Genomic DNA, 24,999 nt, shown 5'->3' with positions numbered 1-24,999 from the left:
AAAATGGAGTTCCCGTTCATGCATAAACGTCCGTTGAAGCAGCTGCTTTGCGCTGTCGCCGCAGCCATCGGTCTGAGCGCCAGCCTGACCGCCAGTGCTGCCGACCCGCTGAAAGTCGGCTTCGTCTATATCGGCCCGATCGGTGACCACGGCTGGACGTATCAGCATGAACAGGGACGCAAGGTGCTGGCAGAAAAATTCGGCGAGCAGATCACCACCAACTACGTGGAAAACGTCGCCGAGGGCGCCGATGCCGAGCGGGTGATCCGCAACATGGCCAAGGACAAGTACGACCTTATCTTCACCACATCTTTCGGCTACATGAACCCGACCCTGAAAGTCGCCAAGCAATTTCCCAAGGTGACCTTTGAACATGCCACCGGCTACAAGCAGGACAAGAACCTCGGCACTTACCTGGCACGTACTTATGAAGGCCGCTACGTCGGCGGTTTTCTCGCGGCGAAGATGACCAAGACCAAGAAGATCGGCTACGTCGCCTCGTTCCCGATTCCGGAAGTGATCCGCGACATCAACGCCATTCAACTGGCCCTGAACAAGTACAACCCGGGCACCGAGATCAAAGTGGTGTGGGTCAATTCCTGGTTCGACCCGGGCAAGGAAGCCGACGCCGCCAATGCGCTGATCGACCAGGGCGTGGACGTGGTGTTCCAGCACACCGACAGCCCGGCACCGATCCAGGCAGCCGAACGGCGTAGTGTATATGCCGTCGGTTATGCATCGGACATGGCGCACTTCGGGCCGAAAGCGGTGCTGACGTCTATCGTCAATGACTGGGGGCCGCATTACATTCAGGCGACTCAAAGCGTGCTCGACCACACGTGGAAATCCCAGGATTACTGGGGCGGTCTGAAGGAAGGTGCGGTTGAGCTGCCGATCAGCGACCTGGTGCCGCCTGCGGTAAAAACCGAAGCCGAGCAGATCATTGCCGACATCAAGAGCGGTGCGTTGCATCCGTTCACCGGGCCGATCAAGGACCAGGCCGGCGTGGAGAAAATCCCGGCGGGCACGACGGCAACCAATGCGCAGCTGGCGTCGATGAACTACTACGTCGAAGGCATGAAGGCCGAGATACCGAAGTAATTCCGGCTCGAACACAAAACCCTGTGGGAGCGAGCCTGCTCGCGATAGCGGACTGACAGTCAACATTGATGCTGAATGTAATGGCCTTATCGCGAGCAGGCTCGCTCCCACATTGGATTTTCAGCGTTTTCAAGGAATGCGCATGAACCAACTCCCGATCATCGACATCAGCGCGCTCTACAACGCTGATCAAAACGCCTGGCAATCGATCGCCACACAAATCGACCATGCCTGCCGCGAATGGGGCTTTTTCTATATCAAGGGCCACCCGATCGCCCCGTCGCGTATCGCCGCCGTGCTCGAGCATGCCCAACGTTTCTTCGCCCTGCCCACCGCCGAAAAACTCAAGATCGACATCACTCAAACCCGCCACCACCGCGGCTATGGCGCCATCGCCACCGAGCAACTCGATCCGAGCAAACCCAGCGACCTGAAAGAAACCTTCGACATGGGCCTGCACCTGCCGGCCGATCATCCCGAGGTGATTGCGGAAAAACCCTTGCGCGGTCCCAATCGTCATCCGTCGATGCCCGGCTGGGAATCGCTGATGGAGCAACACTACGTCGACATGCAGGCGCTCGCTCAAACCCTGCTGCGAGCCATGACCCTGGCATTGGGCATCGAGCGCGATTTCTTCGACAGCCGTTTCAAAGAACCGGTCAGCGTGCTGCGGATGATCCATTACCCGCCTCGCCACACTGCCAGCACCGAAGATCAGCAAGGTGCCGGCGCTCACACCGATTACGGCTGCATCACCCTGCTTTATCAGGATGCCGCTGGCGGACTGCAAGTGCGCAATGTGCGGGGCGAATGGATCGATGCGCCGCCGATCGAAGGCACGTTCGTGGTCAACCTCGGCGACATGATGGCGCGCTGGAGCAACGACCGTTACCTGTCGACGCCGCATCGAGTGATCAGCCCGTTGGGGGGGGATCGTTACTCGATGCCGTTCTTTGCCGAACCGCACCCCGACACCGCCATTGAATGCCTGCCCGGCTGTCAGGATGAACGCCATCCGGCAAAGTATCCGGCCACCACCTGCGCCGAATTCCTGCTGTCGCGCTTCGCCGATACCTACGCTTATCGGCGGGAACAGCAAGCCGTGTAATGAACCGGCTGGTCAGGTTTTGCTCATTGTTTCTGCGGGCATCTGTAGAATGCCCTCATTGCACCTGATGAGATTTCAAAAATGTACGACTGGCTGAACGCTCTGCCCAAGGCAGAATTGCACTTGCACCTGGAAGGTTCGCTGGAGCCTGAGCTGCTGTTCGCCCTGGCCGAACGCAACAAGATCGCCCTGCCGTGGAGCGACGTTGAAACGCTGCGCAAGGCTTACGCCTTCAATAACCTGCAAGAGTTTCTCGACCTGTATTACCAGGGCGCCGATGTGTTGCGCACCTCCCAGGATTTCTACGACCTGACCTGGGCCTACCTGTTGCGCTGTAAAGAACAGAACGTGATTCACACCGAACCGTTCTTTGACCCGCAAACCCACACCGACCGTGGCATCCCGTTCGAAGTAGTGCTCAACGGCATCGCCGCCGCACTGAAGGATGGCGAGCAGCAACTGGGCATCACCAGTGGTTTGATCCTCAGTTTCCTGCGCCATCTGAGCGAAGACGAAGCGCAGAAAACCCTCGACCAGGCGCTGCCGTTCCGCGATGCATTTGTCGCCGTGGGCCTGGACAGTTCGGAGATGGGCCACCCACCGAGCAAGTTCCAGCGGGTGTTCGATCGTGCACGCAGCGAAGGTTTCCTGACCGTGGCCCACGCTGGTGAAGAAGGCCCGCCCGAGTACATCTGGGAAGCCCTCGACCTGCTGAAAATCCAGCGTATCGACCATGGCGTACGCGCCATCGAAGACGAGCGTTTGATGCAGCGGATCATCGACGAGCAGATCCCGCTGACCGTGTGCCCGTTGTCGAACACCAAACTCTGCGTGTTCGATCACATGTCCCAGCACAACATCCTCGACATGCTCGAGCGCGGAGTGAAGGTCACGGTGAACTCCGATGACCCGGCCTATTTCGGCGGTTATGTCACCGAGAACTTCCACGCGTTGTACACCGATCTGGGCATGACCCAGGATCAGGCCAAGCGCCTGGCGCAGAACAGCCTGGATGCCAGATTGGTCAAACCTTAAAGTCAAAAGATCGCAGCCTTCGGCAGCTCCTACAGGTACACACATAACCCTGTAGGAGCTGCCGAAGGCTGCGATCTTTTTTTTGCATCTACCCACAGTCTAATTGCTGCGCAAGACACAAGCGGGTTTGCTCGCTCCCACATTTAATCGGTGATTAATTGATAACCACCGGCTCACTCAACTCTTCCAACGTCTTGCCCCGGGTCTCCATCCCGAACATCCATACCACCCCCGCCGCAATCGCAAAGCACATCGCCCCCAGCGCAAACACCCCGCCCTGCCCGGTCATCGGGAACACTAGCCCGGTCACTAATGGCCCGAGCAACGACCCCACGCGGCCGATGGCTGACGCGAACCCCGAGCCCGTGGCGCGTGCCGACGTCGGGTACAACTCAGGGGTATAGGTGTAGAGCACCGCCCACATGCCGAACAGAAAGAACTGCATCAGCAGCCCCGAGGTAATCAACAGACTGACGTTGCCGCCGAACACTGCACTCTGGCCATAAAGAAACGCCATGATGCCGCCGCCGAGCAATGTCACGACGCACACCGGTTTACGCCCCCAACGCTCCACCAGCCAGGCAGCCATGAGAAAACCGGGAATCCCGCCGAGTGAAATCAGCACCGTGTAATACACCGATTGAGTCACCGCGAAACCCGATTGCTGCAACAACGCACTGAGCCAGGACGTCAGGCCATAGAAACCCAGCAAGGCGAAGAACCACACGCTCCAGATCATCATCGTGCGCTGGCGATACTGCGGCGACCAGATCTCCCCTAGCGCAGAGAAGAAAGTGCCCGGTTGACTCGCCACCCGGGGCAGACGAATCGGTTCAGGCAAATCCGCACGGCCCAATGAAGCCCGGACTCGATCTTCGATGCCGAGCAAGACCTTGTCCGCCGCGTCATGATGTCCGGCCTGCTCCAGCCAGCGCGGTGACTCGGGAATGAAAAAACGAATCGCCAGGACGAACACCGCCGGCACCGCCAACACCAGAAAGATGTCGCGCCAGCCAATCACCGGCAACAGGAAGTACGACAGCACCCCGGCCGCCACGAAGCCGAGCGGCCAAAAACCATCCATCAACGCGATGTAACGCCCCCGTCGCTTTGCCGGAATCAGCTCCGACAGCATCGACTGAGCAATCGGAAACTCCATGCCCATGCCGATCCCCAGTAGGATTCGGAACAGCGTCAGCGTTTCAACGTTCTGCGCCGTGGAACACAGGTAACTGGCGATACCCCACAGCACAATGCTCCACTGGAACACTGGTTTGCGCCCGAAGCGGTCGGCCAGCATACCCGACAGCGATGCGCCCAGAACCATGCCGAAAAAACTCGAACTGGCCAGCAACCCGGCCTGCGCCGTGCTCAGGCCGAACTCGGTTTTGATCGAGCCGAGCAGAAAGGTCATCATCGCCAGGTCCATGGAGTCGAAGAAAAACGCCAGGGCAATGATGATGAAAATGATGCGGTGATAACCGCTGATGGGCAGCCGTTCCAATCGTTCTGCCGCGCTGAAGCTTCGTGTTTCCATGCCACATTCCCCCAATCCTGAAAGTCCCCGGATCGAGTGTGCGCGATAGCGGCTGGGGATTATTGCTGAATGCGACCTGTCCACAGCTCTGAACGACGCCTGAAACAAATCCCGGACGTCGCCCTCAATGACTCTAAAGCGCCATTTCCAGTTCGGTTTCCTTGGCGAAGCGATGGATCTCCCGTTGCCCCAAAGCGGTGATCTGCAACGCTCGCGAATCGTTGGGCAGGCTCAACCAGCCCGATTGCATGAACAGCTGCAACAACGCCGCACCCAATGAACCGCCCATGTGCGGGCGTCTTTCGCTCCAGTCCGGGCAAGCGCAAGCGACTTTGCTGTTGCGATGAGCCAGCGCCTGGATGAACACACCGCGCGTTGCCAATTGTGTGGCGCCCTTGTGAGTGATCATGACCCGCTGATCGAATTGCTCGATCCAGCCCGCATCCAGCAGGCGCTGGTAGAGGTCGGCGGCCAGGGTGCCGCCCAGATGGTCGTCGCAGAGCCTGGCCCGCAGCAATGACGAAGGCGCCGCCTGAGGTTTGGCGATAGGGCTCGTGCGTTTGAAAACCTCTGGAATGTCCCGAGGCGCGCTGGCCAGGGTCGCGCTGGCCAGGGCCTCTATCGCGGCGCCGACTTCGGGCGCGGCAAGCCGGAAAAACCGTTTGCGGCCACGGGTTTCGACTTTCAACAGACCTCCGGCGGACAAACGCCCTAAATGCGCACTGGCCGAAGACGGCGACAGGCCGGCCAGCAACGCCAACTCTTCGGTTTGCCGCGCCGAGCCGTCCATCAAGGCCCACATCATCGCGCTGCGCTTGGGGTCAGCCAGCAATGTGGCGATCTGGCTGATGCAAGGTGCATGTTCCATGTATTCACTCCCTGTTGAATCGTTTCGTCTACTGCTCAGAGACATCTTGACCAGTAATGTGTCGTCGGCCAAGACGCGAAAACCGCCATGGACCGGGCAAAGCCACCCACTCACCCAAGCCATTGCTTCGTGGGTGCAACGAAGGTCTGGCGATGACCATCGGGTATGACCGAATCGAACCTGGACTCGCCATTGCGAGGTCGACGGTGCGTACATGAGGCGGGCGCTAGTATAAGCGGGTTAACCGCTGGTTCCTGCCCTTGGGAATCCATTGGTGGTGATAGTTCCTGACAGAAATTTCGCTATTTGCCTGCGACTAATGATCGACACCCGAAATCGTCGGAAATTGACTGCTTATTCGAGCGCATCGGCTGGCAAGCATTTCCCGCAAAAGGTTCACCGGCTTACTCAATTGTGCGCGATGGGCGCACAGCAAATTCAGCGGGGCACGCTCACAGAGCAGCTCCGGCATCAGCACTTTCAGCCGACCGGCCAGCACATCGGCGGCGACATCGAGCCAGGACTTGTACGCGATCCCTGCTCCCGCCAGGGCCCACAGACGCACAACATCGGCGTCGTCACTGAAGCGATCGCCACTGACCGTCAGGCTCATTTCGCGTTTGCCATCGTGGAAAGTCCAGTGATCGTGAACCCGACTACCGAGCATGAATAACAGGCAATTGTGCTGAGCCAATTGCTCCAGATACCGAGGTTCGCCATGCCGGGCCAGGTAACTCGGCGCCGCGCAGAGTACACGACGGTTCTGCGGGGCGATGGGCAACGCCACCAGGCTCGAGTCTTCCGGCTCGCCATACCGCAGGGCAATGTCCACCGGTTGGCGGAACAGGTCGGCGATGCGGTCGCCCAGCAGCAACCGTACCGTGAGCTTCGGATGCTCGCGCTGAAACTCGTCGAGCCACGGCAACAGCAGATTGCGACCGAAATCCGAAGGCGCCGACAACTGCAAAACCCCGCTGACCTGATCCTGCCCGCTGGCCAGCAAGCGGCGGCCCTCATCGAGATTGCTCAAGGCTGCCCGGGCGTATTCCAGAAAACCTTCGCCTTCCGCGGTCAGGCGCAGGCTGCGGGTAGAACGGGCGAGCAAGCGGGCGCCGAGTTGCTGTTCGATGCGCTTCAACGCCGCACTGGCCACCGCCGCCGACATATCCATCACCCGCGCCGCCGCCGACAGGCTGCCCAGGTCTGCCGCCCGAACGAACAACTGCAAGTCATCGAAACGCAACATCATCAGCCTCGATTATCAAAAAAATATTGAAAGAGACTGCTCTTTTAGCGGGTTTTATCTTGCCGGGAAATAACCAATCATCTGCCCCATCGAAATTATTCCCTCTCAGGAACCCACATGAAAGCCATCGCCTACTACGACTCCCTGCCCATCAGCGACGAAAAATCCCTGCAAGACATCGAACTGCCAGAACCGGTCACCGGCCCGCGCGACCTGTTGGTGGAGGTCAAAGCCATCTCGGTCAACCCGGTGGATACCAAGGTTCGCCAGAACGTCCAGCCGGAAGGCGGCGCGGCAAAGGTGTTGGGCTGGGACGTGGCCGGTGTAGTCAAGGCTGTCGGCAGCGAAGTGACCTTGTTCAAGGCCGGCGACAAGGTGTTCTACGCCGGCTCCATCGCCCGTGCCGGCGGCAACAGCGAGTTGCATGTGGTGGATGAGCGAATCGTCGGCCATATGCCGAAAACCCTCGGTTTCGCCGAAGCGGCCGCCCTGCCGCTGACTGCCATCACCTCGTGGGAACTGCTGTTTGATCGCCTGCAAGTGCGCGAAGGCAAAACCGATGAAGGCCAGAGCCTGCTGATCGTGGGTGCCGCTGGCGGTGTGGGTTCGATCCTCACGCAATTGGCCAGCCAGCTCACCGGGCTGAAGGTCATCGGCACCGCTTCCCGTGCACAGACCCAGAGCTGGGTGCGTGACCTGGGCGCCGATCAGGTGATCGATCATAGCCAGCCGCTGAGTGAAGAACTCAAACGTGCGGGGTTCGAGCAGGTGACCCACGTCGCCAGCCTGACCCAGACCGATCAACACCTGGATCAATTGGTGGAGGCGTTGGCGCCGCAAGGCAAACTGGCGCTGATCGATGATCCGAAGTCGCTGGACGTGACCAAGCTCAAGCGCAAGAGCCTGTCGCTGCACTGGGAGTTCATGTACACCCGCTCGCTGTTCGAAACCGCAGACATGATCGAGCAGCACAACTTGCTCAACCGCGTCGCCGGGCTGATCGATGCAGGCACGCTGAAAACCACGGTCGGCGAGCACTTCGGGACCATCAACGCGGCCAACCTGCGGCGTGCCCATGCTCTGCTGGAGAGCGGCAAGTCCAAGGGCAAAATTGTGCTTGAAGGGTTCTGAAGAGTAGGAGCTGCCGGAGGCTGCGATCTTTTGATCTTGTGTTTTAAAAGCAAGATCAAAAGATCGCAGCCTCCGGCAGCTCCTACAGGGTACGGCCGAAATATCCGGGATGTACGTCGATCCCTGTTGCCGTCAGTCAGAGAATTGACCGTTGTCACAATTGCGATCGTATTCGGGTCTACAATCGAAAACTCTGCGAACAATCATTTACGTGATGTCTTTTACGAGACGTCTTTTACGAAAGGAGTTCAGCAATGAAGATCCTGATAAAAGAAGTGGCAACATCCTGCTGGCAGGTCCGCCTGGATCAACACGCTGTGACGTTCCGCAGTGAGGCCGAAGCCCTGGCTTTCACTAAAACGCTTGAAGCGCGCTTGCACGCGCCCCATCAGATTCCCGACCGTCAGCATCGCGCTGCTGGCTGAGTCCGTCCTCAGACCTGGGCTTGCGTCAGCGCCCGGGCAGTTTGCAAACGTCGGGTGAGCGTCGCCGCGCTCACCACCAGAATCCCGCACAGGCTGATGACCATGGCCATCGGCATGGCGCTGCCATCATGCAACCCCCCCACCAATGCTGCGGCCCCGGCGGCAACGCTGAACTGCAGGCAACCGAGCATCGCCGAGGCACTGCCCGCCCGCGCGCCCTGACCGTTCATGGCGCAGGCCGAGGCGTTGGGCACAATACAACCCAAGCTGGCGATGCAGAGGAAAAGCGGAATCAGCAACGGCCACAACTGCGCGGTATGCAACGCGCTGACCGCCAACAGGGCCAGACCGCCCGCCAGATAGAGCCAGACGGTACGCGCCAGTAAAAAGGCTGGACCACGCTTGGCCAGCATCCGGGCATTGACCTGGGCCACCAGAATGAAACCCGCCGCGTTAATGCCGAACAGCCAGCCGAAATGCTCGGCCGGCACGCCATAGAGTTTGATGAAGACGAACGGTGAACCGGCGATGTAGGCAAACATCCCGGCGATGGCGACACCGCCGGTCAGGGCATGGCCGAGGAAGACCGGGTCCGCCAACAACCGACCATACTGGCGTAGCGCGCCCGACAACGGTTGGCGCGGCACATGGGCCGGCAAACTTTCCGGCAGCCCGAGGGCCACTGCCAACCCTGCCAGCGCACTGAAACCGGTCAGTGCCAGAAAGATCGATTGCCAGCCCGTCGTGTTGACCAGCAACCCGCCCAGCATTGGCGCAAGAATCGGCGCCAGGCCCATCACCAGCATCAACTGCGAAAAGACCTTCGCCGAACCCACCGCATCGCATTTATCGCTGACCACAGCCCGCGAAATCACCATGCCCGCGCACCCGCCCAGCGCCTGGACGAAACGTGCGCCAATCAGCCATTCCAGCGTCGGCGCATAAGCACAGGCCAATGAAGCGGCGGTGAACAAGCCGACACCTGTCAGCAAGGGAATCCGTCGCCCAAAGCGATCCGCCACCGGGCCGTACGCCAGTTGGCCGATGGACAGGCCAAGGAAATAGGCCGCAAGGGTTAGTTGAACGTGTTTTTCGTCGGTGCCGAAAGCGAACGCCATCGCCGGGAACGCCGGCAGATAGAAATCGATCGCCAGCGGACCGAAAGCGCTCAAGGCGCCGAGAATCAGGATTGCGCGCAAGTTCATCAGGCGTCCAGGTTAGGCATGCGGGTTGGCCATGGATCGGCAGGCCAACAGTCTAGCCTTGCGTGGACGCCTTGAACATTCCGTTAGGTCGCTAACTATTAAAAAACTCAGGCCAGTTTGACGCCATAACCCTCTTCACTGATCGCGGCGATCACCTGATCGGCCGTCAGCGCACTTTCAACGCCGACTTCTTTTGCCGCCAGATCAATGCGCACGCTGGCCGCGGGATCCTTGGCTTGCAGCGCTTGAGTGATGGCCTTGACGCAGTGACCGCAAGACATGCCTTCAACATTGAACACTTGCATGGGACAACTCCTTGAATGAAGCCCTTTAATGAGGGGTGCAGGCAGTCTCGAGCTTGCCACCATGGCAAGGTCAAGTTCTCAAGCAACCTGCCGGGCTGGCAATCGGCGCCACGCTCGGCCAAGCTGCGTCCATCTATGACTCGACATCAGGAGATTCAGCCATGCGCTGGTCAGCTCTCAGCCTGTTTGGCTTCCTCAGCCTATTTGCCGCGACACCTTCGGTTCAAGCCGCCGGGGAGGACTACGGCGTGCTGATCATTTCCCGCGAGCGCCTGGAGGTTTCGACTTCCTGCGAGATCGGCGTGTACATCCAGGATCAGCTATCGGCGCGACTGTTCCAGGAACAGAGCACCTCGTTCAACCTGCCGCCGGGCAATGTGTCCCTGCGCCTCAAACTGCTGCCGGGCCAGGTGCCGGGTTGCAACCCGGGCATGCTCGCGCCGGGTTCGCAGAACATTACGCTCAAGGCCGGGGACGTGTTGAAGTTCCGGATTGCAATGACGCAGGAAGGGATGTACCTCAAGCCTGCCGCCCTCGAGTATTGAGTCGTCTGTAAAAAGATCGCAGCCTTCGGCAGCTCCTACATTGACCGCGTGTTAACCCGATCCCGTAGGAGCTGCCGAAGGCTGCGATCTTTTGATCTGAAACATGGCGCTTGACCTTGCCCGCATGGCAAGGTTGATCCTGTAGGTAATTTCTACAGGGAGCGTGACCGATGTCCGAATCCACCACTTTCGATCTGCCGATTGCCGGCATGACCTGCGCCAGTTGCGCCGGACGTGTCGAGCGTGCCTTGAGCAAAGTCATCGGCGCCACGGCCGTCAGCGTCAACCTGGCCACCGAACAGGCCCGGGTTCAAGCGCCCAGCGACAGCCTGCCGGCCTTGATGGAGGCTGTGCAGCAGGCCGGTTACAGCGTGCCACAGCAGACCCTGGAATTGAGCATCGACGGCATGACTTGCGCGTCCTGCGTCGGTCGCGTCGAACGGGCGCTGACCAAGGTGCCGGGCGTGAAGAGTGTCAGCGTTAACCTGGCCAACGAACGTGCGCACCTCGAACTGCTCGGCCTGGTCGATCCGCAAACCCTGATCGACGCCGTGACCAAAGCCGGTTACTCCGCCAGCGTCTGGGAAGTCGAACACCCGCAAGCCGACATTCAACAGCAACGCCTGCATCGCGAACGCTGGGCCTTGCTGGCGGCCATCGCCCTCGCTTTGCCACTGGTGCTGCCGATGGTGCTGCAACCTTTCGGTGTGCACTGGATGCTCCCGGCATGGGTGCAGTTTGCGTTGGCCACCCCAGTGCAGTTCATCTTCGGCGCGCGCTTCTATGTCGCTGCGTGGAAAGCCGTGCGCGCAGGTGCCGGCAACATGGATTTGCTGGTAGCCCTGGGCACCAGCGCCGGCTATGGCCTAAGCGTTTACGAGTGGGCCACCGCTGCCGGTCGCATGCCGCACCTGTATTTCGAAGCCTCGGCAGTGGTGATCGCGCTGGTGCTATTGGGCAAATACCTGGAAAGCCGCGCCAAGCGCCAGACCGCCAGCGCCATCCGCGCCCTTGAAGCCTTGCGTCCGGAGCGAGCCATTCAGGTGATCGATGGCCGCGAGCAGGACGTTGCGATCAGCGCTTTGCGCCTCAACGATCTGGTCATGGTCAAGCCCGGCGAACGCTTCCCGGTGGATGGCATCGTTGTGGAAGGCCAGAGCCACGCCGACGAAGCACTGATCAGCGGCGAGAGCCTGCCGGTGCCAAAACAACCGGGCGACAAGGTCACCGGCGGCGCCATCAATGGCGAAGGTCGGTTGCTGGTTCAAACCTTGGCGCTCGGCGCAGAAACCGTGCTGGCGCGGATCATCCGCCTGGTCGAAGACGCGCAGGCGGCGAAAGCACCGATCCAGAAACTGGTGGATAAAGTCAGCCAGGTGTTCGTGCCTGTGGTTCTGCTGATCGCCCTGGCGACCCTGCTCGGTTGGTGGCTGTACGGCGCGCCACTGGAAACCGCATTGATCAACGCGGTTGCGGTACTGGTGATCGCCTGCCCTTGCGCACTGGGGCTGGCCACACCGACGGCAATCATGGCCGGCACCGGTGTGGCGGCGCGCTACGGGATTTTGATCAAGGACGCCGAAGCGTTGGAGCGCGCTCATGAAGTCAGCGCCGTGGTGTTCGACAAGACCGGCACGCTGACGTCAGGTACGCCGCGCATCGCGCACCTGAGTGCCCTCGAAGGTGACGAAGCCGCCTTGCTGCAAATGGCTGGTGCGCTGCAACGCGGCAGTGAACACCCGCTGGCCAAGGCGGTGCTGGATGCCTGCACCGAGCGCGGCCTGACCGTGGCTGATGTCAGCGACAGTCAATCGCTGACCGGACGCGGCATTGCCGGCAGTCTCGATGGTCGGCGACTGGCTTTGGGCAATCGGCGCCTGCTGGAAGAAAGTGGCCTGAGCGCCGGGCCATTGGCTGACTCCGCAACCACTTGGGAAACCGAAGGCCGGACCCTGTCCTGGCTGATCGAACAAAGCCCTGAACCGCGAGTGCTCGGCCTGTTCGCCTTCGGTGACACGCTCAAACCCGGCGCCTTGCAAGCAGTGCAACGCTTAAGCGCACGGAACATTAGCAGCCACTTACTGACCGGCGATAACCGCGGCAGCGCCAAGGTGGTCGCCGAGGCGCTGGGCATCAGCGATGTCCACGCCGAAGTATTGCCGGCGGACAAAGCCGCCACCGTCGCCGCACTGAAAAGAACCGGTGTGGTGGCAATGGTCGGCGACGGCATCAACGACGCACCGGCCCTTGCCGCGGCAGACATCGGCATCGCCATGGGTGGCGGCACCGACGTCGCCATGCACGCGGCCGGGATCACCCTGATGCGCGGCGATCCACGGCTGGTGCCGGCGGCGCTGGAGATCAGCCGCAAGACCTACGCGAAGATTCGCCAAAACCTGTTCTGGGCCTTCGTCTATAACCTGATCGGCCTGCCACTGGCGGCGTTCGGCTTTCTCAACCCGGTGCTGGCCGGCGCCGCCATGGCGCTGTCGAGCGTCAGCGTGGTCAGCAATGCGTTACTGTTGAAAACCTGGAAACCCAAAGACCTGGAGGACAACCGATGAACATTGGCCAAGCGGCCCGCCAGAGCGGTCTGAGCGCGAAGATGATTCGTTACTACGAATCCATCGGCCTGCTCAAGGCGGCCCATCGCACCGACAGTGGCTATCGGGTCTATGGCGACGACGATCTGCACACCCTGGCGTTCATCAAGCGCTCTCGGGATTTGGGTTTCTCACTGGAAGAGGTCGGCAAACTCCTGACCCTCTGGCAGGACCGTCAGCGAGCCAGCGCCGATGTGAAGGCGCTGGCCCGTCAGCACATCGACGAGCTGAACCAGAAGATTCGTGAACTCGGCCAACTGCGCGACACCCTGCAAGACCTGGTAGAACATTGCCACGGCGACCACCGTCCGGACTGCCCGATCCTCAAGGAGCTGGCGTCGGGCTGCTGCGCCGAACCCGCCCATTCCTGAGCGTCAACCCCTTTACCACCAGCAACGTGGTGAGGGGAATGCCATGGAACAACAACACCACCGCACCCGGCGTCCACCAGGAATAGAACGGCGCGGCGATCAACATGCCAACGCCGAACCCGGTCATTTGCAGCAGCGTCAGAAAGCTGAAAATCGGCAGGCGCAGGTTGTCCGGTTCACGTTGCAGGCGCGACATCAGGCCGACTTCCGAGAACCCGTCGCCCAAGCCTGCGGGCAACGAAAACAGCAGCAAGCCGTAAAGGGTTTGCTGTTGGAACATCAGGATGAAGCCGCAGGACATCAGCAACACGCCGAAGAAGAATCGCCGTTCCAGGTGCGCGTTGTCCGTACCTTTCAGGCGACTGGCGATCCGCGCTCCGATGAGTTTTCCTATGGCCCAGACCGCCAGCATCAGGCCCAGGGTGGTGCTGGCCGACTCGGGTGTCAGCAGTTTTGAAATGATCGGGAGGCCGACGTTGTGCGCGGCGCTGCCAAGCGTATCGGCCATCGCAACGGCCAGCATCGCCGCCAAAACTGGCGTCGTGCGCAAACCCTGACGCAGGGCTGACCATTCGCCTTGTTGGTGAAGGGGTTCATCACTGGATGCAGGTCTGGAAAACCGCAGCGGCACAATCAACAACGCCGCCAACAGGTAAGTGGCCACGTTCAGGGCAAACACCGTTTCAAAGCCAAACCCCGCCACCAACAATCCCGCCACCAGACTCCCACCGACCATCGCCGCAGACGATGCAGAGGTTATCCAGGCGTTGGTCGTGAGCAGTTGCGCCTTATCGATCATGTGCGGCAATTGGCTGTTGAGGCCGATGGCGAACATCGAATTGCCGAACCCCAGGCCGAACGCGATCAGCGGTAACAGCAGCGCTTGTTGGGTGACCGGTAGCACCAACAGCAGGCCCAGCAAACCGGCGCGCAGCAGGTCGAAGGCAATCAGCGGCAGACGCCCGGCCCAGCGGCGATAGAACCGGGTGCCGATCAAACTGGCAAAAATCCCCCCGGCTACACGGCTGGCGAGGAAGATCCCGACGCTCATCGCGCTGTTGCTAAGCAGGTAGACGTAGGTGGCCAGGGCAACCATGTTGAGGAAAGCGCCGAAGTCCGAAATCAGCCGGGCGGCGATGATCAGTTGGGCATTGCGGGTGGAGTTCACATTCAGTCCTTGAGTGTGGGGGGTGCTTCGAGTGACGCCAGTATGTGGGAGCGAGCCTGCTCGCGATAGCGGACTGTCAGGTGGCATTGATGTTGAGGGTGCTGCCGTCATCGCGAGCAGGCTCGCACACAGTTAATTTCCAGTGTCTGGAGATTCAGAGCCAAGCAGGCGTGAAAAACCCGGCCGAAGCCGGGTTTTGGGTCAACCGATCACTGCATCCAGGGTGGAGGCGGTTCTTCGGCTTTGCTCGGTGGCGCGTCGTCCGCAGCGCGGATCGCTTGCTTACGCTCTTCATCAAGACGGGCCGCCTCGATCTCGCGCATGATCCCACCGACGTCTGCCAGCTCTTCCGGCTCGTCGAACTCGCCGGTCAACACACTGGCCGGGTGCAAAGTGCCCGCTTCGTACAATGCCCACATTTCCTTGGCGTACTTGGTGCGTTTCAACTCCGGTGCAAAACGACCGAAGTACGACGCCATGTTGCCCACGTCCCGCTCCAGCATGTTGAACGCGTGGTTGTTGCCCGCCGCATCCACCGCTTGCGGCAGGTCGATGATCACCGGGCCGGTCGGCGTCAGCAGCACGTTGAACTCGGACAGGTCACCATGCACCAGACCGGTACACAGCATCAGCACGATCTGCGAAATCAGAAACGCGTGATATTCGCGCGCCTGGTCCGGCTCCAGCACCACATCGTTCAGACGCGGCGCGGCATCGCCGTACTCATCGGCCACCAGCTCCATCAGCAGCACGCCTTCGAGGAAGTCATACGGCTTGGGGACTCGCACACCGGCACCGGCCAGGCGGAACAACGCCGCCACTTCGGCATTCTGCCAGGCGTCTTCGGTTTCTTTCTTGCCGAACTTGGAGCCCTTGGCCATCGCTCGAGCCTGCCGGCTGTTGCGCACCTTACGGCCTTCCTGATACTCGGCCGCCTGACGAAAACTGCGTTTATTCGCCTCCTTGTAGACCTTGGCACAACGCAGCTCGTTGCCGCAGCGCACCACATAAACAGCTGCTTCTTTACCACTCATGAGTGGGCGCAGCACCTCGTCGACCAGACCGTCCTCGATCAGGGGTTCAATGCGTTTTGGAGTCTTCATCAGCTTTTATTGTGGGTCCTTTATTACCAAACACGCGAAAGTCATTCGTTATACGGCAATCCACTCATTCGCGGGAGGGGTTGCCGACCTATGAACGTTCCCATGAACATCAAGAAGCACACAATGTGCCGGATTAATCAGACACAACTCATCAACCGCTCAAGATCATAGCTGAGCCTGCGCCACTTGTTGACGAAGGGCTACAAGGGCATTTGCGACAGAATCTGACACCGAGCCCCTACCCTTCGCCGGATTTTTCTCAACAGGCCTCAATTTCCACGTTCCTCAGCCGAAGTCATTAGAGAGAAAAGGAATTGTCCGACAATCGCCGACAATGATAACGAGGGCGCACTCAAGGATCGGGGTATCGAACGTTTTCGGCTGCCAATAATCCGCGAGTCATCTGCACTGCGTGGGCCTACAAGAAAAAACTGGAGCGCGGATGAACATCAAACAGAAGTTGACCTGGGCGTTTGCAATCATCGCCTGCTTGCCCGTGGTACTGGTCGCCACCCTCGTAGTGCTGAACTTGCGCAGCGATGCCAAGGATAATTTTGTCGACGGCAGCGGCCGCGAGATTCGTCAGGTCAGCAATGCCATGCAGTTGTTTTTTGACGGCATCAGCCAGAACGTCGATTACCTGGCCACCCAACCGCTGATCAAGAACTCCGACGACAGCCTCAAGACCTACATGAGCGCCAACGCCGAAAGTATTCCCCAAGGCGAGTCGGACAAAAAGGTTTTCGCCCTCCTCCAGGACCTTGGCAACAGCCACCCGGCCTACGCCTACGCCATCCTCGGTACGGCGGCGGGCGGTTACGTGTCCTGGCCGGACGATGCGAAGCTGAGCAATTACGATCCGCGCCAGCGCCCGTGGTACAAAGCCGCGCAGGCCAAACCCGGCAAACCATTTCGCACCGAGGCCTATTACTGGGCTCAGGATGACGCGACTTACGTCAGCACCGTGCGCACCATCGACAACAAACTGGGCACCAACGGCGGCGTGGTCAGTATCGACGTGACGCTCAAGCAGCTCACCGAAATCGTCAAACAGATCAAACTCGGCGAAACCGGCTACCTGATGCTGGTGGAAAACACCGGCACGGTGCTGGTCGATCCGAAGCAACCAGCACACAACTTCAAAGCCCTGACCAGTCTCGGCGACGGCTACGCGCAACTCGCCAAGGCCGGCAAAGGGCTGGTGGAAGTCGAGCTCAATGGCGAGCGCTACATGGCCAACGTCTGGCCGTCGGAACAACTGGGCTGGACCTTTATCGGCCTGATCAAGCAGACCGACGTGATGAGTTCGGCCACTCAACTGACCTGGCTGATCGCGATCATCGCGGCGGTACTGGCGGTGTTCTTCGCCATCGTCGGCGCCAGTTTCGCCAGCCTGATCGTGCGGCCGATCCGCAGCGTGGCCAGTGGTCTGGAAGGCATCGCCCAAGGTGAAGGCGACCTGACCAAGAACCTGCAAATCCGTGGCAGCGACGAAACGGCTCAATTGGCCAACTGGTTCAACCAGTTTCTGGCGGCGATTCGCAACCTGATTCAAAGCATCGGCGGCGCCGCGACCAAGATCCTCGCCACCTCCCAGAGCTCGACGCAGGTGTCCAGCCACATGGCCGAAGCCGCCGGGCGCCAACGTGAAGCGGTGGACATGGTGTCCACGGCGTTCCACGAAATGGTCGCCACCGCCAACGAAGTCGCACGCTCCTGCAGCCAGGCTGCCGAGTCGGCCGACAGCGGCCAGCGCCAGGCGCGCGAAGGTCAGCAGCAGATCGATGCCGCAGTGAGCAGTGTTGATCGCTTGAGCCAGGAAATCGAACAGTCGGCGCAATCGATGCAACAGCTTGAGCGCGATAGCAACGACATTCAGTCGATCCTCGGGACCATTCGCTCCATCGCTGAACAGACCAACCTGCTAGCGCTGAACGCCGCCATCGAAGCGGCCCGGGCCGGTGAACAGGGTCGTGGTTTTGCGGTGGTAGCGGATGAAGTTCGCGCCCTGGCCAAACGGACTGCCGATTCCACGGCGGAAATCGACGGCCTGCTGGGTAACCTGGCCAAGCGTACCAGCCAAGTGACGCAGCAGATGCATGCGAGCCTGGAAGTGTCTCAGCAATCGGTGACCCGTATCGGCGAGGCGCGCAGCAGCTTCGGGCAGATTCGTGAATCGGTGGATGTGATTCGCGACATGAACACTCAAATCGCCACGGCGGCGGAGCAACAGCATCAAGTGGCAGAAGACATCAATCGCCACATCAGCCAGATTCATGGCGATGCGCAGTTGGTGGCAGAACTGGCGAACTCGGCACGCCTGGACTCGCAGAGCCTGGCGGGGTTGTCGAATGAGCTGGATGGGTTGGTTCGGCGGTTCAGAACCTAAAGATCAAAAGATCGCAGCCTGCGGCAGCTCCTACAGAGGATCGGCGTACATCCTGTAGGAGCTGCCGAAGGCTGCGATCTTTTGGCGTCGTCACTGCTTGAACAACTCCCCGGGGGTAAACCCGAACAACCCCTTGAACGCCGCAATAAACGCCGACGTCGAGTCATACCCACAAGACAGCGCGGCATTGGTCACGCTGTTCCCCTCCTCCAGCAAACTCAGCGACGACAGCAGCCGCATGCGCTGGCGCCAACCGCGGAAGCTCAACCCGGTTTCACGCTGGAACAAGCGCATCAGGGTTTTCTCCGACGTACCCAAACGCTCGGCCCATTCCTGCAAGGTCGCATCGCGTTCAGGGCTGTCGATCAGCTCGTTGCATAAACCCAGCAAACGTTCATGCCGGGGCAGCGGCAGGGAAAACCCCACCTCCGGCAGACTCGCCAACTGATCCAGCAGCACGCCCACCAATCGCGCTTCCTGGCTGTCGCCCTGTGGATATTCCACGGGAAGCAGGCAAAAGCGCTTGATCAACTCCCGCGCCAATGGCGTGACTTCCAGCACTCGGCAACGCCCCTCCGCCCATTCGCAATCCTCGCGGCGCACGTAAAGGCTACGCATCTCGGCACGCATCGACGTCACGACCTGATGCTCGAGATCCGCCGGAATCCAGATGCCCCACTGCGGCGGCGCAAAGAAGCTGCCCTCGGCGGTATGCACACCGAGAACGCCGCTGATGGCGTAGGAAAACTGCACCCAATCGTGACGATGCGGCGACGTCCATGAACCGGCGCTCAGACTTTCCGCCCGCGCATACAACGGACGCGGCAACGCCGTCAGTGCCGGGATGGTGCGTTCGAGGGAAAGTTGTCCGTTAGTCGGCATTGATTGGCCTTATGTCGCAAGACGGCTGATGGAGCCGACGTTAGGCTAAGTCATCAATTCTTACAAACGTATTCGGTGCCCATCATGCATGCCTTCAAACACCTCAAACGCGTGGTCACCGACTGGTTCTTGTGCGGCATGCTGCTCGCCACGCTGCTGGCGTATTTTTTCCCGACCTTCGGCGCCACCGGCGGCGGGATGCACGCGGAGTATGTGATTAACATCGGCGTGTTTCTGGTGTTCTTCCTCCATGGGGTCAACCTCTCCAGCGAGCAGATCCGCCACGGGCTGAAGAACTGGAAGCTGCACGTGATGGTTCAGGCCTTCACCTTTGCGGTGTTTCCGTTGATCTGGCTGCTGAGCGACAAACTGCTGGGTTCGCACATCCCCTCACTGCTGATGCTCGGCTTCCTCTACCTCTGCGCCCTGCCTTCGACCATTTCCTCATCCGTGGCCCTGACCGGTAGCGCGGGCGGCAACGTACCGGCAGCGATTCTCAACGCGAGCCTGTCCAGCGTGCTGGGGATTTTTCTGACACCGTTGCTGGTGAGTTTCGTGGTCGGCAGCGGCGCGGGCGGTATCGACCTCGGTGCAACCCTGCTCGACTTGTGCGCCATGCTGCTATTGCCGCTGGTGCTCGGGCAATTGCTGCGGCCGTTACTGGGCAAGTTTTTCGCTCGGCACAAGCGCTACACCAACATCGCCGACAAACTGGTGATTCTGCTGTTGGTGTACTCGGCGTTCTGCAACTCGATGGTGTCGGGGATGTGGCAGCAACAGGGCAACAGCGTGATTCTGACTGCACTGATGGGCAGTGCGATTTTGCTGGCAATCATCCTGTGGATGACCACCCGCACCGCTCGGGTGCTGAAGTTCAGCCCTGCCGATGAGATTGCCGCGGTGTTCTGCGCCAGCAAGAAATCCCTGGCGGCCGGCGCACCGATGGCGGCGCTGATCTTCGGCGCCAACCCCGGCCTTGGCTTGATCCTGCTGCCGATCATGATCTATCACCCGTTACAGCTGATCGTCTGCTCGGTGATGGCCGAGGGTTATGCCAACCGCAACCGGGAACTGGCCGCGCAGCAACGCGCGGCACTGCTCAACCCCCAGTAATCAGCAATCAGCAATCAGCGCTCGATAATCGCCGTCACGCCCTGACCGCCCGCTGCGCAGATCGAGATCAACCCTCGGCCCTTGCCCGCCGCGTCCAGCAGCTTCGCCAGGTTGGCGACGATGCGCGCACCGGTGGCGGCAAACGGATGCCCGGCGGCCAGTGAGCTGCCTTTGACGTTGAGCCGACTGCGATCGATAGAGCCCAGCGGCGCGTCGAGGCCGAGGCGGGTTTTGCAGAACGCCGGATCTTCCCAGGCCTTCAACGTGCACAGCACTTGCGCGGCAAACGCTTCATGGATTTCGTAGTAATCGAAGTCCTGCAAGGTCAGGCCATTGCGCGCCAGTAACCGCGGCACGGCATAAGCCGGCGCCATCAGCAGGCCTTCGGCACCGTTGACAAAATCCACCGCCGCCGCTTCGCCGTCACGCCAATAGGCGAGGATCGGCAAGCCGCGCTCTTTCGCCCATTCTTCACTGCCCAGCAGCACCACCGACGCGCCATCGGTGAGTGGCGTGGAGTTGCCCGCGGTCAGGGTGCCCTTGGCGCTTTTCTCGAAGGCCGGTTTCAGTGACGCCAGTTTTTCCAGGGTGAGGTCCGGGCGCAGGTTGTTGTCCCGGGTCAGGCCGAGGAACGGCGTCATCAAATCGTTATGCCAGCCTTCGGCGTAGGACGCGGCCAGCTTCTGATGGCTTTGCTGGGTCAGCTGATCCTGCTCGTCACGCGGAATGCTCCAGGTTTGGGCCATCATTTCACAGTGTTCGCCCATCGACCGGCCGGTGCGCGGCTCGCCGATGCTTGGAAAGTCGGGCATCAAGTGGCGGGGACGCAGTTGCAGGAAGGTTTTCAGTTTGTCGGCGGTGCTTCGGGCGCGGTTGGCTTGCAAGAGGATCTTGCGCAGGCTTTCGTTGACACCGATCGGCACGTCCGAGGCGGTGTCGACGCCGCCGGCAATGCCACATTCGATCTGACCCAGGGCGATTTTGTTCGCCACCAACAACGTCGCCTCCAGCCCCGTGCCGCAGGCTTGCTGGATGTCATAGGCCGGCGTCATCGGCGACAACCGCGAGCCGAGCACGCATTCGCGGGTCAGGCCGTAATCACGCAAATACTTGAGCAGCGCTCCAGCCGCCACTTCACCCATGCGCACACCGTGCAGGTTATAGCGCTCGATCAAGCCTTCCAGCGCTGCGGTGAACATCGCCTGGTTACTGGCAGTGGCGTACGGCCCGTTGGATCGGGCAAAGGGGATACGGTTACCACCGATAATCGCGACGCGACGCAGCTGAGTCATGAAAAAGCTCCTTTAAATCAACTATGAACACCAAACCATTTGCTGAAAGTCCTGCTAAACCCAATCTCAAACTAACCTGCAATGATCAAGCGTAGGCCGTATCTCGTGGGTCGAACGACTAATTGCCATTCCTGGTCCACACTTTTAACCCCAGCTGCTGGAGCGTGATCCATGTCTGACCGCTATATCGACTTCGCCAATTCGTCCATCGGCCATCGTGTGGTCGGTGCCCTGGGTCTGCCGTCGCCGGTACGACTGGAACGCTGGCAAGCAGGCCGGCTGCGGCCTATCGAGGGGGCGCTATTGATTGGCGGTGGCCCACTGGCGGAAAAAGTCAGCACTCTCGCCAACCGCCTGACCGACACGATTTACAGCTACGGCACCGATCCGACCCTGGCCACTGCGTGGATTCCCGGCCACGGCCAGAAACTCAAAGCCGTGGTGTTCGACGCCAGCGATCTGGTGCAGGTCGATCAATTGAAACAGCTGCGCGAGTTCTTCCAGCCGCTGATGAAAAACCTCGATCACCATGCGCATGTGGTGATTCTTGGCCGGGCGCCGGAGACCTTGAGCGACCCGTTCGCCGCCAGTGCCCAACGCGCCCTTGAAGGTTTCAGCCGTTCGCTGGCCAAGGAACTGCGCAGCGGCGGCACGTTGCAGCTGATCTATGTCGGCGAAGGTGCCGAAGATCAACTGGAAGGCCCACTGCGGTTTTTCCTCTCGCCCAAAAGCGCGTTCATTTCCGGACAAGTCATTCGCTTGAAGGCGTGTGAGGCGCAGGTGATGGACTGGAGTCGCCCCTTGTCAGGGCGCAAGGCTCTGGTGACGGGCGCGGCGCGCGGCATCGGCGCTTCGATCGCCGAAACCCTGGCCCGCGACGGCGCCGAGGTAATCCTGCTCGACGTGCCACCGGCCAAAAACGATCTCGAGGCCCTGGCCGCACGCCTCGGCGGGCGCGGCATCACGCTGGACATTTGCGCCGAAGACGCCGCCGCGCAATTGATCGAACACTTGCCCAACGGCATCGACATCGTGGTCCACAACGCAGGCATTACGCGGGACAAAACCCTGGCCAACATGACCCCGGAATTCTGGGACGCGGTGCTGGCGGTCAACCTCAACGCGCCGCAAGTGCTGACCAAGGCGTTGCTCGACAGCGGCACCTTGCGCGACAACGGCCGAGTGATCCTGCTGGCGTCCATCAGCGGCATCGCCGGCAATCGCGGGCAAACCAATTATGCCGCGAGCAAGGCCGGGCTGATCGGCCTGGCCCAGGCCTGGGCGCCGCTGCTGAGTGAGCGCGGCATCAGCATCAACGCCGTGGCGCCAGGGTTCATCGAAACCCAAATGACCGCGCACCTGCCCTTCGGCCTGCGCGAAGCCGGGCGGCGCATGAGTTCGCTGGGCCAGGGCGGCCTGCCGCAAGACGTCGCCGAAGCCGTGGCCTGGCTGGCACAACCGGGCACCGGAGCGTTTACCGGGCAGGCGTTGCGCGTCTGCGGGCAAAGCGTTTTGGGAGCCTGACCATGACCACCCACTGGCAAACACTCGATAGCGAACCGGGCCTGCAAACGCTGTATGTGAAGGCGGCAACGCGCCGCAAAATCACCGGCACCACGCTGCCTGACCTGGGTTATCACTGCTGGGTCAATGTCGATCCGAAACGCCTGGAGGCTTATCGCAAGGTCTGTGGTTTCGCCGACAACGGGCTGCTACCACCGACGTATCCACACATCCTGGCGTTTGCCTTGCAGATGCAATTGCTTACCGCCAAAGCGTTTCCTTTCCCGCTGCTGGGGCTGATTCACTTGAGCAATCGCATCCGCGTCTTGCGCCCCATGGGCGGCGTACACCGGGTGCGGGTCAGCGTGAACGTGCAGAACCTGCAACCTCATGCCAAGGGGGCGACGTTCGATTTGGTGACGACACTCGACGATCAGTTGGGGCCGCTGTGGGAGGCTGAAAGCCAAATGCTCTGTCGCGGCGTCAAACTGGAAGGCGAGCCGGTCGAGGAAGCGTTTGCATCGACGCTGTCGTTGACCGAAGTGGCCCACTGGAAAGCACCCACGGACATTGGCCGCCGATACGCCAAGGTGTCCGGAGACTACAACCCGATCCACCTGAGTGCGATCAGCGCGAAGCTCTTCGGTTTCCCTAGCGCCATCGCCCATGGCCTGTGGAACAAGGCGCGTACGCTGGCAGCCCTGACCGATCATTTGCCGACGGCCAACGTCGAGATTGCGGTGCAGTTCAGGAAACCGGTGCGCCTTCCCAGTGAAGTGACGCTGATGTCCAGCGCGGCGGGGTCCAGCGGGGATTTTCAGTTGATGGGTGCGGGGGAGATTGAGCATATGGTGGGGCAGTGGCGGCCTGTTGCCTGATTGCTACATCCGTCGCTCTGTAGGAGCGAGGCTTGCCCGCGAAAGCTTTCTAACATTCAACATTGATATCGCCTGACACGCCGCCTTCGCGAGCAAGCCTCGCTCCTACAGTGGTCGGCAGTGGTCGGCGTATGTCTGAGAGAGACTGGTCGGTTGTCAGGCCGCCAAGATCAAAAGATCGCAGCCTTCGGCAGCTCCTACACGGACGATGCGTTTCGCCTGTAGGAGCTGCCGAAGGCTGCGATCTTTTGATCTGTTTTCTGCTCTAGACCGTAGATCAGGAACTGACCAAATCCCGCGGCTGCGGAAATAAATTATTCAACGTCTCCAACAACCGCACGTGATAAATCGGCTTGCGAAACAAATCCAGCACCTGCAACCGCAACATATCACTCACATCCTCCATATCCGCATGCCCCGACGTCACAATCACCGGTAAATGCTGACGAGCCGTATGCTCACGCAACCGCTTGATCAACGACATGCCACTCTCCTCCGGCATCCGCAAATCAGTAATCACCAGTGCAATATCAGGATGACAAGTCAAATGATGAAGGGCGAGTTTGACCGACGTTGCCGTAAAACAAGTAAAGCCCTCGCCCTCCAGCAACTCGGCCAGTTCCAGTAACGCATCCTCCTCATCATCGACCAGAAGCAGCTGTTGGCGTGGCAGCGCGGGAGCATTCATGGATAAACCACCTGCAATGGACTAAGCGTTGACGTTAGAACCGCCCTGGCAGGTTAGCAAGCTGTCGGCATCAAGCAGGAGGCACCAGCGCTTCCTTGATCACGGTAAACATGTCGGTTACCGCCTCCGAGATCGGCGTCATGAACACCGCCAACGCAACGGCTGCCATACCCGCAATAATCGCGTATTCGATACCCGAGGCACCTTCCGTATCTTTGGCCAGGTATTTGAACAAAATGATTTCGGATTTGATCTTCTGAACCACTTTAGTAAAGGACATGACGTGTCTCCTATGACAGGAGGGTGTTGCACGGCCGCAACATGATTCCCCTATGCCAGCATCAGCATTGTCGGCAAACCCCAGACCAACAACTGTAAGAACCTATTAATACTTAAGTAGTAACCGGTTCACTGACGTCATAAAACAGTGCTTTTGGCTTCAGCCCGTTACTTTTGTCAGATATTTACTGCCCTGTAATGGCTTTTTGCTCTACCTGCGCTAC

Annotated in this window: 23 protein-coding genes and 1 pseudogene; 13 read left to right on the top strand and 11 right to left on the bottom strand. The window is 60.2% G+C overall.

Features of this window, described 5'->3' with window-relative positions:
• The first annotated feature begins 18 nt into the window (after positions 1–18).
• The 3 genes from ACZ89R_RS21700 to ACZ89R_RS21690 all read left to right on the top strand — a co-directional run bounded on the left by ACZ89R_RS21700 (position 19) and on the right by ACZ89R_RS21690 (position 3,244).
• Entirely contained in the window at positions 19–1,101 is a 1,083-nt protein-coding gene (locus tag ACZ89R_RS21700; RefSeq protein WP_429544626.1) for a BMP family ABC transporter substrate-binding protein, read from the top strand.
• 142 nt (positions 1,102–1,243) lie between these two features.
• On the top strand, positions 1,244–2,209 hold the full coding sequence (locus ACZ89R_RS21695) for a 2-oxoglutarate and iron-dependent oxygenase domain-containing protein (protein WP_429544627.1): 966 nt from the start codon (positions 1,244–1,246) through the stop codon (positions 2,207–2,209).
• Positions 2,210–2,290: 81 nt separating this feature from the next.
• Positions 2,291–3,244: an adenosine deaminase gene (locus ACZ89R_RS21690; protein WP_429544628.1), complete on the top strand. Its 954-nt coding sequence runs from the start codon at positions 2,291–2,293 to the stop codon at positions 3,242–3,244.
• Positions 3,245–3,398: 154 nt separating this feature from the next.
• Here the strand turns inward: ACZ89R_RS21690 and ACZ89R_RS21685 are convergent, their stop codons facing one another.
• From ACZ89R_RS21685 to ACZ89R_RS21675, 3 genes are all read right to left on the bottom strand, one after another.
• Entirely contained in the window at positions 3,399–4,781 is a 1,383-nt protein-coding gene (locus ACZ89R_RS21685; RefSeq protein ID WP_429544629.1) for an MFS transporter, read from the bottom strand.
• A 133-nt stretch (positions 4,782–4,914) separates the two neighbouring features.
• The gene (locus ACZ89R_RS21680; RefSeq protein ID WP_429544630.1) at positions 4,915–5,649 is read right to left on the bottom strand and encodes an ArsR/SmtB family transcription factor; all 735 of its coding nucleotides are present in this window, start codon (positions 5,647–5,649) and stop codon (positions 4,915–4,917) included.
• Between the two features lie 316 nt (positions 5,650–5,965).
• Positions 5,966–6,895 (bottom strand): LysR family transcriptional regulator, encoded by a 930-nt coding sequence (locus tag ACZ89R_RS21675; RefSeq protein ID WP_429544631.1) that lies wholly within the window; start codon positions 6,893–6,895, stop codon positions 5,966–5,968.
• A 117-nt stretch (positions 6,896–7,012) separates the two neighbouring features.
• On the opposite strand from ACZ89R_RS21675, the gene ACZ89R_RS21670 reads away from it, so the two are divergent.
• Together ACZ89R_RS21670 and ACZ89R_RS21665 are read left to right on the top strand one after the other, a co-directional pair.
• On the top strand, positions 7,013–8,026 hold the full coding sequence (locus ACZ89R_RS21670) for a zinc-binding alcohol dehydrogenase family protein (protein WP_429544632.1): 1,014 nt from the start codon (positions 7,013–7,015) through the stop codon (positions 8,024–8,026).
• Positions 8,027–8,280: 254 nt separating this feature from the next.
• Positions 8,281–8,451 (top strand): hypothetical protein, encoded by a 171-nt coding sequence (locus ACZ89R_RS21665; protein ID WP_185022254.1) that lies wholly within the window; start codon positions 8,281–8,283, stop codon positions 8,449–8,451.
• Positions 8,452–8,459: 8 nt separating this feature from the next.
• Here the strand turns inward: ACZ89R_RS21665 and ACZ89R_RS21660 are convergent, their stop codons facing one another.
• A complete protein-coding gene (locus ACZ89R_RS21660) occupies positions 8,460–9,656 on the bottom strand; it encodes a multidrug effflux MFS transporter (RefSeq protein WP_429544633.1) in 1,197 nt (398 codons plus the stop codon).
• A gap of 107 nt (positions 9,657–9,763) precedes the next feature.
• Entirely contained in the window at positions 9,764–9,961 is a 198-nt protein-coding gene (locus ACZ89R_RS21655) for a heavy-metal-associated domain-containing protein (protein ID WP_008069687.1), read from the bottom strand.
• Between the two features lie 161 nt (positions 9,962–10,122).
• Between ACZ89R_RS21655 and ACZ89R_RS21650 the strand changes: the two genes are divergently transcribed.
• From ACZ89R_RS21650 to cueR, 3 genes are all read left to right on the top strand, one after another.
• The gene (locus ACZ89R_RS21650; protein ID WP_008069688.1) at positions 10,123–10,506 is read left to right on the top strand and encodes a hypothetical protein; all 384 of its coding nucleotides are present in this window, start codon (positions 10,123–10,125) and stop codon (positions 10,504–10,506) included.
• A gap of 170 nt (positions 10,507–10,676) precedes the next feature.
• Positions 10,677–13,070: a heavy metal translocating P-type ATPase gene (locus tag ACZ89R_RS21645; protein ID WP_429544634.1), complete on the top strand. Its 2,394-nt coding sequence runs from the start codon at positions 10,677–10,679 to the stop codon at positions 13,068–13,070.
• On the top strand, positions 13,067–13,480 hold the full coding sequence (gene cueR, locus ACZ89R_RS21640; protein WP_007907120.1) for a Cu(I)-responsive transcriptional regulator: 414 nt from the start codon (positions 13,067–13,069) through the stop codon (positions 13,478–13,480). The genes ACZ89R_RS21645 and cueR overlap by 4 nt, the downstream gene beginning before the upstream one ends.
• Here cueR and ACZ89R_RS21635 read toward each other — a convergent pair.
• Both ACZ89R_RS21635 and ACZ89R_RS21630 read right to left on the bottom strand, forming a co-directional pair.
• Complete coding sequence (locus ACZ89R_RS21635; RefSeq protein ID WP_429544635.1) at positions 13,434–14,648, bottom strand: MFS transporter; 1,215 nt, start codon at positions 14,646–14,648, stop codon at positions 13,434–13,436. The genes cueR and ACZ89R_RS21635 overlap by 47 nt on opposite strands.
• A gap of 209 nt (positions 14,649–14,857) precedes the next feature.
• The gene (locus tag ACZ89R_RS21630) at positions 14,858–15,751 is read right to left on the bottom strand and encodes a PA4780 family RIO1-like protein kinase (protein ID WP_007907116.1); all 894 of its coding nucleotides are present in this window, start codon (positions 15,749–15,751) and stop codon (positions 14,858–14,860) included.
• 442 nt (positions 15,752–16,193) lie between these two features.
• Here ACZ89R_RS21630 and ACZ89R_RS21625 point away from each other — a divergent pair.
• Together ACZ89R_RS21625 and ACZ89R_RS21620 are read left to right on the top strand one after the other, a co-directional pair.
• Positions 16,194–17,282, top strand: a pseudogene (locus ACZ89R_RS21625) (cache domain-containing protein); the annotation flags it as partial.
• A 90-nt stretch (positions 17,283–17,372) separates the two neighbouring features.
• Positions 17,373–18,140: a methyl-accepting chemotaxis protein gene (locus ACZ89R_RS21620; RefSeq protein WP_371858212.1), complete on the top strand. Its 768-nt coding sequence runs from the start codon at positions 17,373–17,375 to the stop codon at positions 18,138–18,140.
• A 90-nt stretch (positions 18,141–18,230) separates the two neighbouring features.
• Here the strand turns inward: ACZ89R_RS21620 and ACZ89R_RS21615 are convergent, their stop codons facing one another.
• Complete coding sequence (locus ACZ89R_RS21615) at positions 18,231–19,022, bottom strand: AraC family transcriptional regulator (protein WP_429544636.1); 792 nt, start codon at positions 19,020–19,022, stop codon at positions 18,231–18,233.
• An 84-nt stretch (positions 19,023–19,106) separates the two neighbouring features.
• Here ACZ89R_RS21615 and ACZ89R_RS21610 point away from each other — a divergent pair, with 84 nt between their 5' ends.
• Positions 19,107–20,135, top strand: coding sequence for a bile acid:sodium symporter family protein (locus tag ACZ89R_RS21610; RefSeq protein WP_429544637.1), 1,029 nt, complete (start codon positions 19,107–19,109; stop codon positions 20,133–20,135).
• Positions 20,136–20,149: 14 nt separating this feature from the next.
• On the opposite strand, the gene ACZ89R_RS21605 is transcribed toward ACZ89R_RS21610, so the two are convergent.
• Positions 20,150–21,427 (bottom strand): acetyl-CoA C-acetyltransferase, encoded by a 1,278-nt coding sequence (locus ACZ89R_RS21605; protein ID WP_063341659.1) that lies wholly within the window; start codon positions 21,425–21,427, stop codon positions 20,150–20,152.
• Between the two features lie 171 nt (positions 21,428–21,598).
• Here ACZ89R_RS21605 and ACZ89R_RS21600 point away from each other — a divergent pair, with 171 nt between their 5' ends.
• Together ACZ89R_RS21600 and ACZ89R_RS21595 are read left to right on the top strand one after the other, a co-directional pair.
• Entirely contained in the window at positions 21,599–22,951 is a 1,353-nt protein-coding gene (locus tag ACZ89R_RS21600) for a 3-oxoacyl-ACP reductase (protein ID WP_429544638.1), read from the top strand.
• A gap of 2 nt (positions 22,952–22,953) precedes the next feature.
• Positions 22,954–23,808: a MaoC family dehydratase gene (locus ACZ89R_RS21595; RefSeq protein ID WP_429544639.1), complete on the top strand. Its 855-nt coding sequence runs from the start codon at positions 22,954–22,956 to the stop codon at positions 23,806–23,808.
• A gap of 277 nt (positions 23,809–24,085) precedes the next feature.
• On the opposite strand, the gene ACZ89R_RS21590 is transcribed toward ACZ89R_RS21595, so the two are convergent.
• Positions 24,086–24,496 carry a response regulator gene (locus ACZ89R_RS21590; RefSeq protein ID WP_218397348.1) on the bottom strand — a complete coding sequence of 137 codons (411 nt, stop codon included), beginning with the start codon at positions 24,494–24,496 and terminating at the stop codon, positions 24,086–24,088.
• A gap of 70 nt (positions 24,497–24,566) precedes the next feature.
• A complete protein-coding gene (locus ACZ89R_RS21585) occupies positions 24,567–24,776 on the bottom strand; it encodes a Flp family type IVb pilin (RefSeq protein ID WP_123500942.1) in 210 nt (69 codons plus the stop codon).
• Positions 24,777–24,999: the final 223 nt, after the last annotated feature.

This window comes from Pseudomonas sp. TE3728 (assembly GCF_056279145.1).
Note: the sequence above shows the minus strand (reverse complement) of the source record. Positions and strands in the feature narration are given on the sequence as shown.

Excerpts from the sequence above, each read along its gene's own strand:
- ACZ89R_RS21700 (WP_429544626.1), top strand. The coding sequence starts at position 19 with ATGCATAAACGTCCGTTGAAGCAGCTGCTTTGCGCTGTCGCCGCAGCC.
- ACZ89R_RS21695 (WP_429544627.1), top strand. The coding sequence starts at position 1,244 with ATGAACCAACTCCCGATCATCGACATCAGCGCGCTCTACAACGCTGAT.
- ACZ89R_RS21690 (WP_429544628.1), top strand. The coding sequence starts at position 2,291 with ATGTACGACTGGCTGAACGCTCTGCCCAAGGCAGAATTGCACTTGCAC.
- ACZ89R_RS21685 (WP_429544629.1), bottom strand. The coding sequence starts at position 4,781 with ATGGAAACACGAAGCTTCAGCGCGGCAGAACGATTGGAACGGCTGCCC.
- ACZ89R_RS21680 (WP_429544630.1), bottom strand. The coding sequence starts at position 5,649 with ATGGAACATGCACCTTGCATCAGCCAGATCGCCACATTGCTGGCTGAC.
- ACZ89R_RS21675 (WP_429544631.1), bottom strand. The coding sequence starts at position 6,895 with ATGTTGCGTTTCGATGACTTGCAGTTGTTCGTTCGGGCGGCAGACCTG.
- ACZ89R_RS21670 (WP_429544632.1), top strand. The coding sequence starts at position 7,013 with ATGAAAGCCATCGCCTACTACGACTCCCTGCCCATCAGCGACGAAAAA.
- ACZ89R_RS21665 (WP_185022254.1), top strand. The coding sequence starts at position 8,281 with ATGAAGATCCTGATAAAAGAAGTGGCAACATCCTGCTGGCAGGTCCGC.
- ACZ89R_RS21660 (WP_429544633.1), bottom strand. The coding sequence starts at position 9,656 with ATGAACTTGCGCGCAATCCTGATTCTCGGCGCCTTGAGCGCTTTCGGT.
- ACZ89R_RS21655 (WP_008069687.1), bottom strand. The coding sequence starts at position 9,961 with ATGCAAGTGTTCAATGTTGAAGGCATGTCTTGCGGTCACTGCGTCAAG.
- ACZ89R_RS21650 (WP_008069688.1), top strand. The coding sequence starts at position 10,123 with ATGCGCTGGTCAGCTCTCAGCCTGTTTGGCTTCCTCAGCCTATTTGCC.
- ACZ89R_RS21645 (WP_429544634.1), top strand. The coding sequence starts at position 10,677 with ATGTCCGAATCCACCACTTTCGATCTGCCGATTGCCGGCATGACCTGC.
- cueR (WP_007907120.1), top strand. The coding sequence starts at position 13,067 with ATGAACATTGGCCAAGCGGCCCGCCAGAGCGGTCTGAGCGCGAAGATG.
- ACZ89R_RS21630 (WP_007907116.1), bottom strand. The coding sequence starts at position 15,751 with ATGAAGACTCCAAAACGCATTGAACCCCTGATCGAGGACGGTCTGGTC.
- ACZ89R_RS21620 (WP_371858212.1), top strand. The coding sequence starts at position 17,373 with ATGGCCGAAGCCGCCGGGCGCCAACGTGAAGCGGTGGACATGGTGTCC.
- ACZ89R_RS21615 (WP_429544636.1), bottom strand. The coding sequence starts at position 19,022 with ATGCCGACTAACGGACAACTTTCCCTCGAACGCACCATCCCGGCACTG.
- ACZ89R_RS21610 (WP_429544637.1), top strand. The coding sequence starts at position 19,107 with ATGCATGCCTTCAAACACCTCAAACGCGTGGTCACCGACTGGTTCTTG.
- ACZ89R_RS21605 (WP_063341659.1), bottom strand. The coding sequence starts at position 21,427 with ATGACTCAGCTGCGTCGCGTCGCGATTATCGGTGGTAACCGTATCCCC.
- ACZ89R_RS21600 (WP_429544638.1), top strand. The coding sequence starts at position 21,599 with ATGTCTGACCGCTATATCGACTTCGCCAATTCGTCCATCGGCCATCGT.
- ACZ89R_RS21595 (WP_429544639.1), top strand. The coding sequence starts at position 22,954 with ATGACCACCCACTGGCAAACACTCGATAGCGAACCGGGCCTGCAAACG.
- ACZ89R_RS21590 (WP_218397348.1), bottom strand. The coding sequence starts at position 24,496 with ATGAATGCTCCCGCGCTGCCACGCCAACAGCTGCTTCTGGTCGATGAT.
- ACZ89R_RS21585 (WP_123500942.1), bottom strand. The coding sequence starts at position 24,776 with ATGTCCTTTACTAAAGTGGTTCAGAAGATCAAATCCGAAATCATTTTG.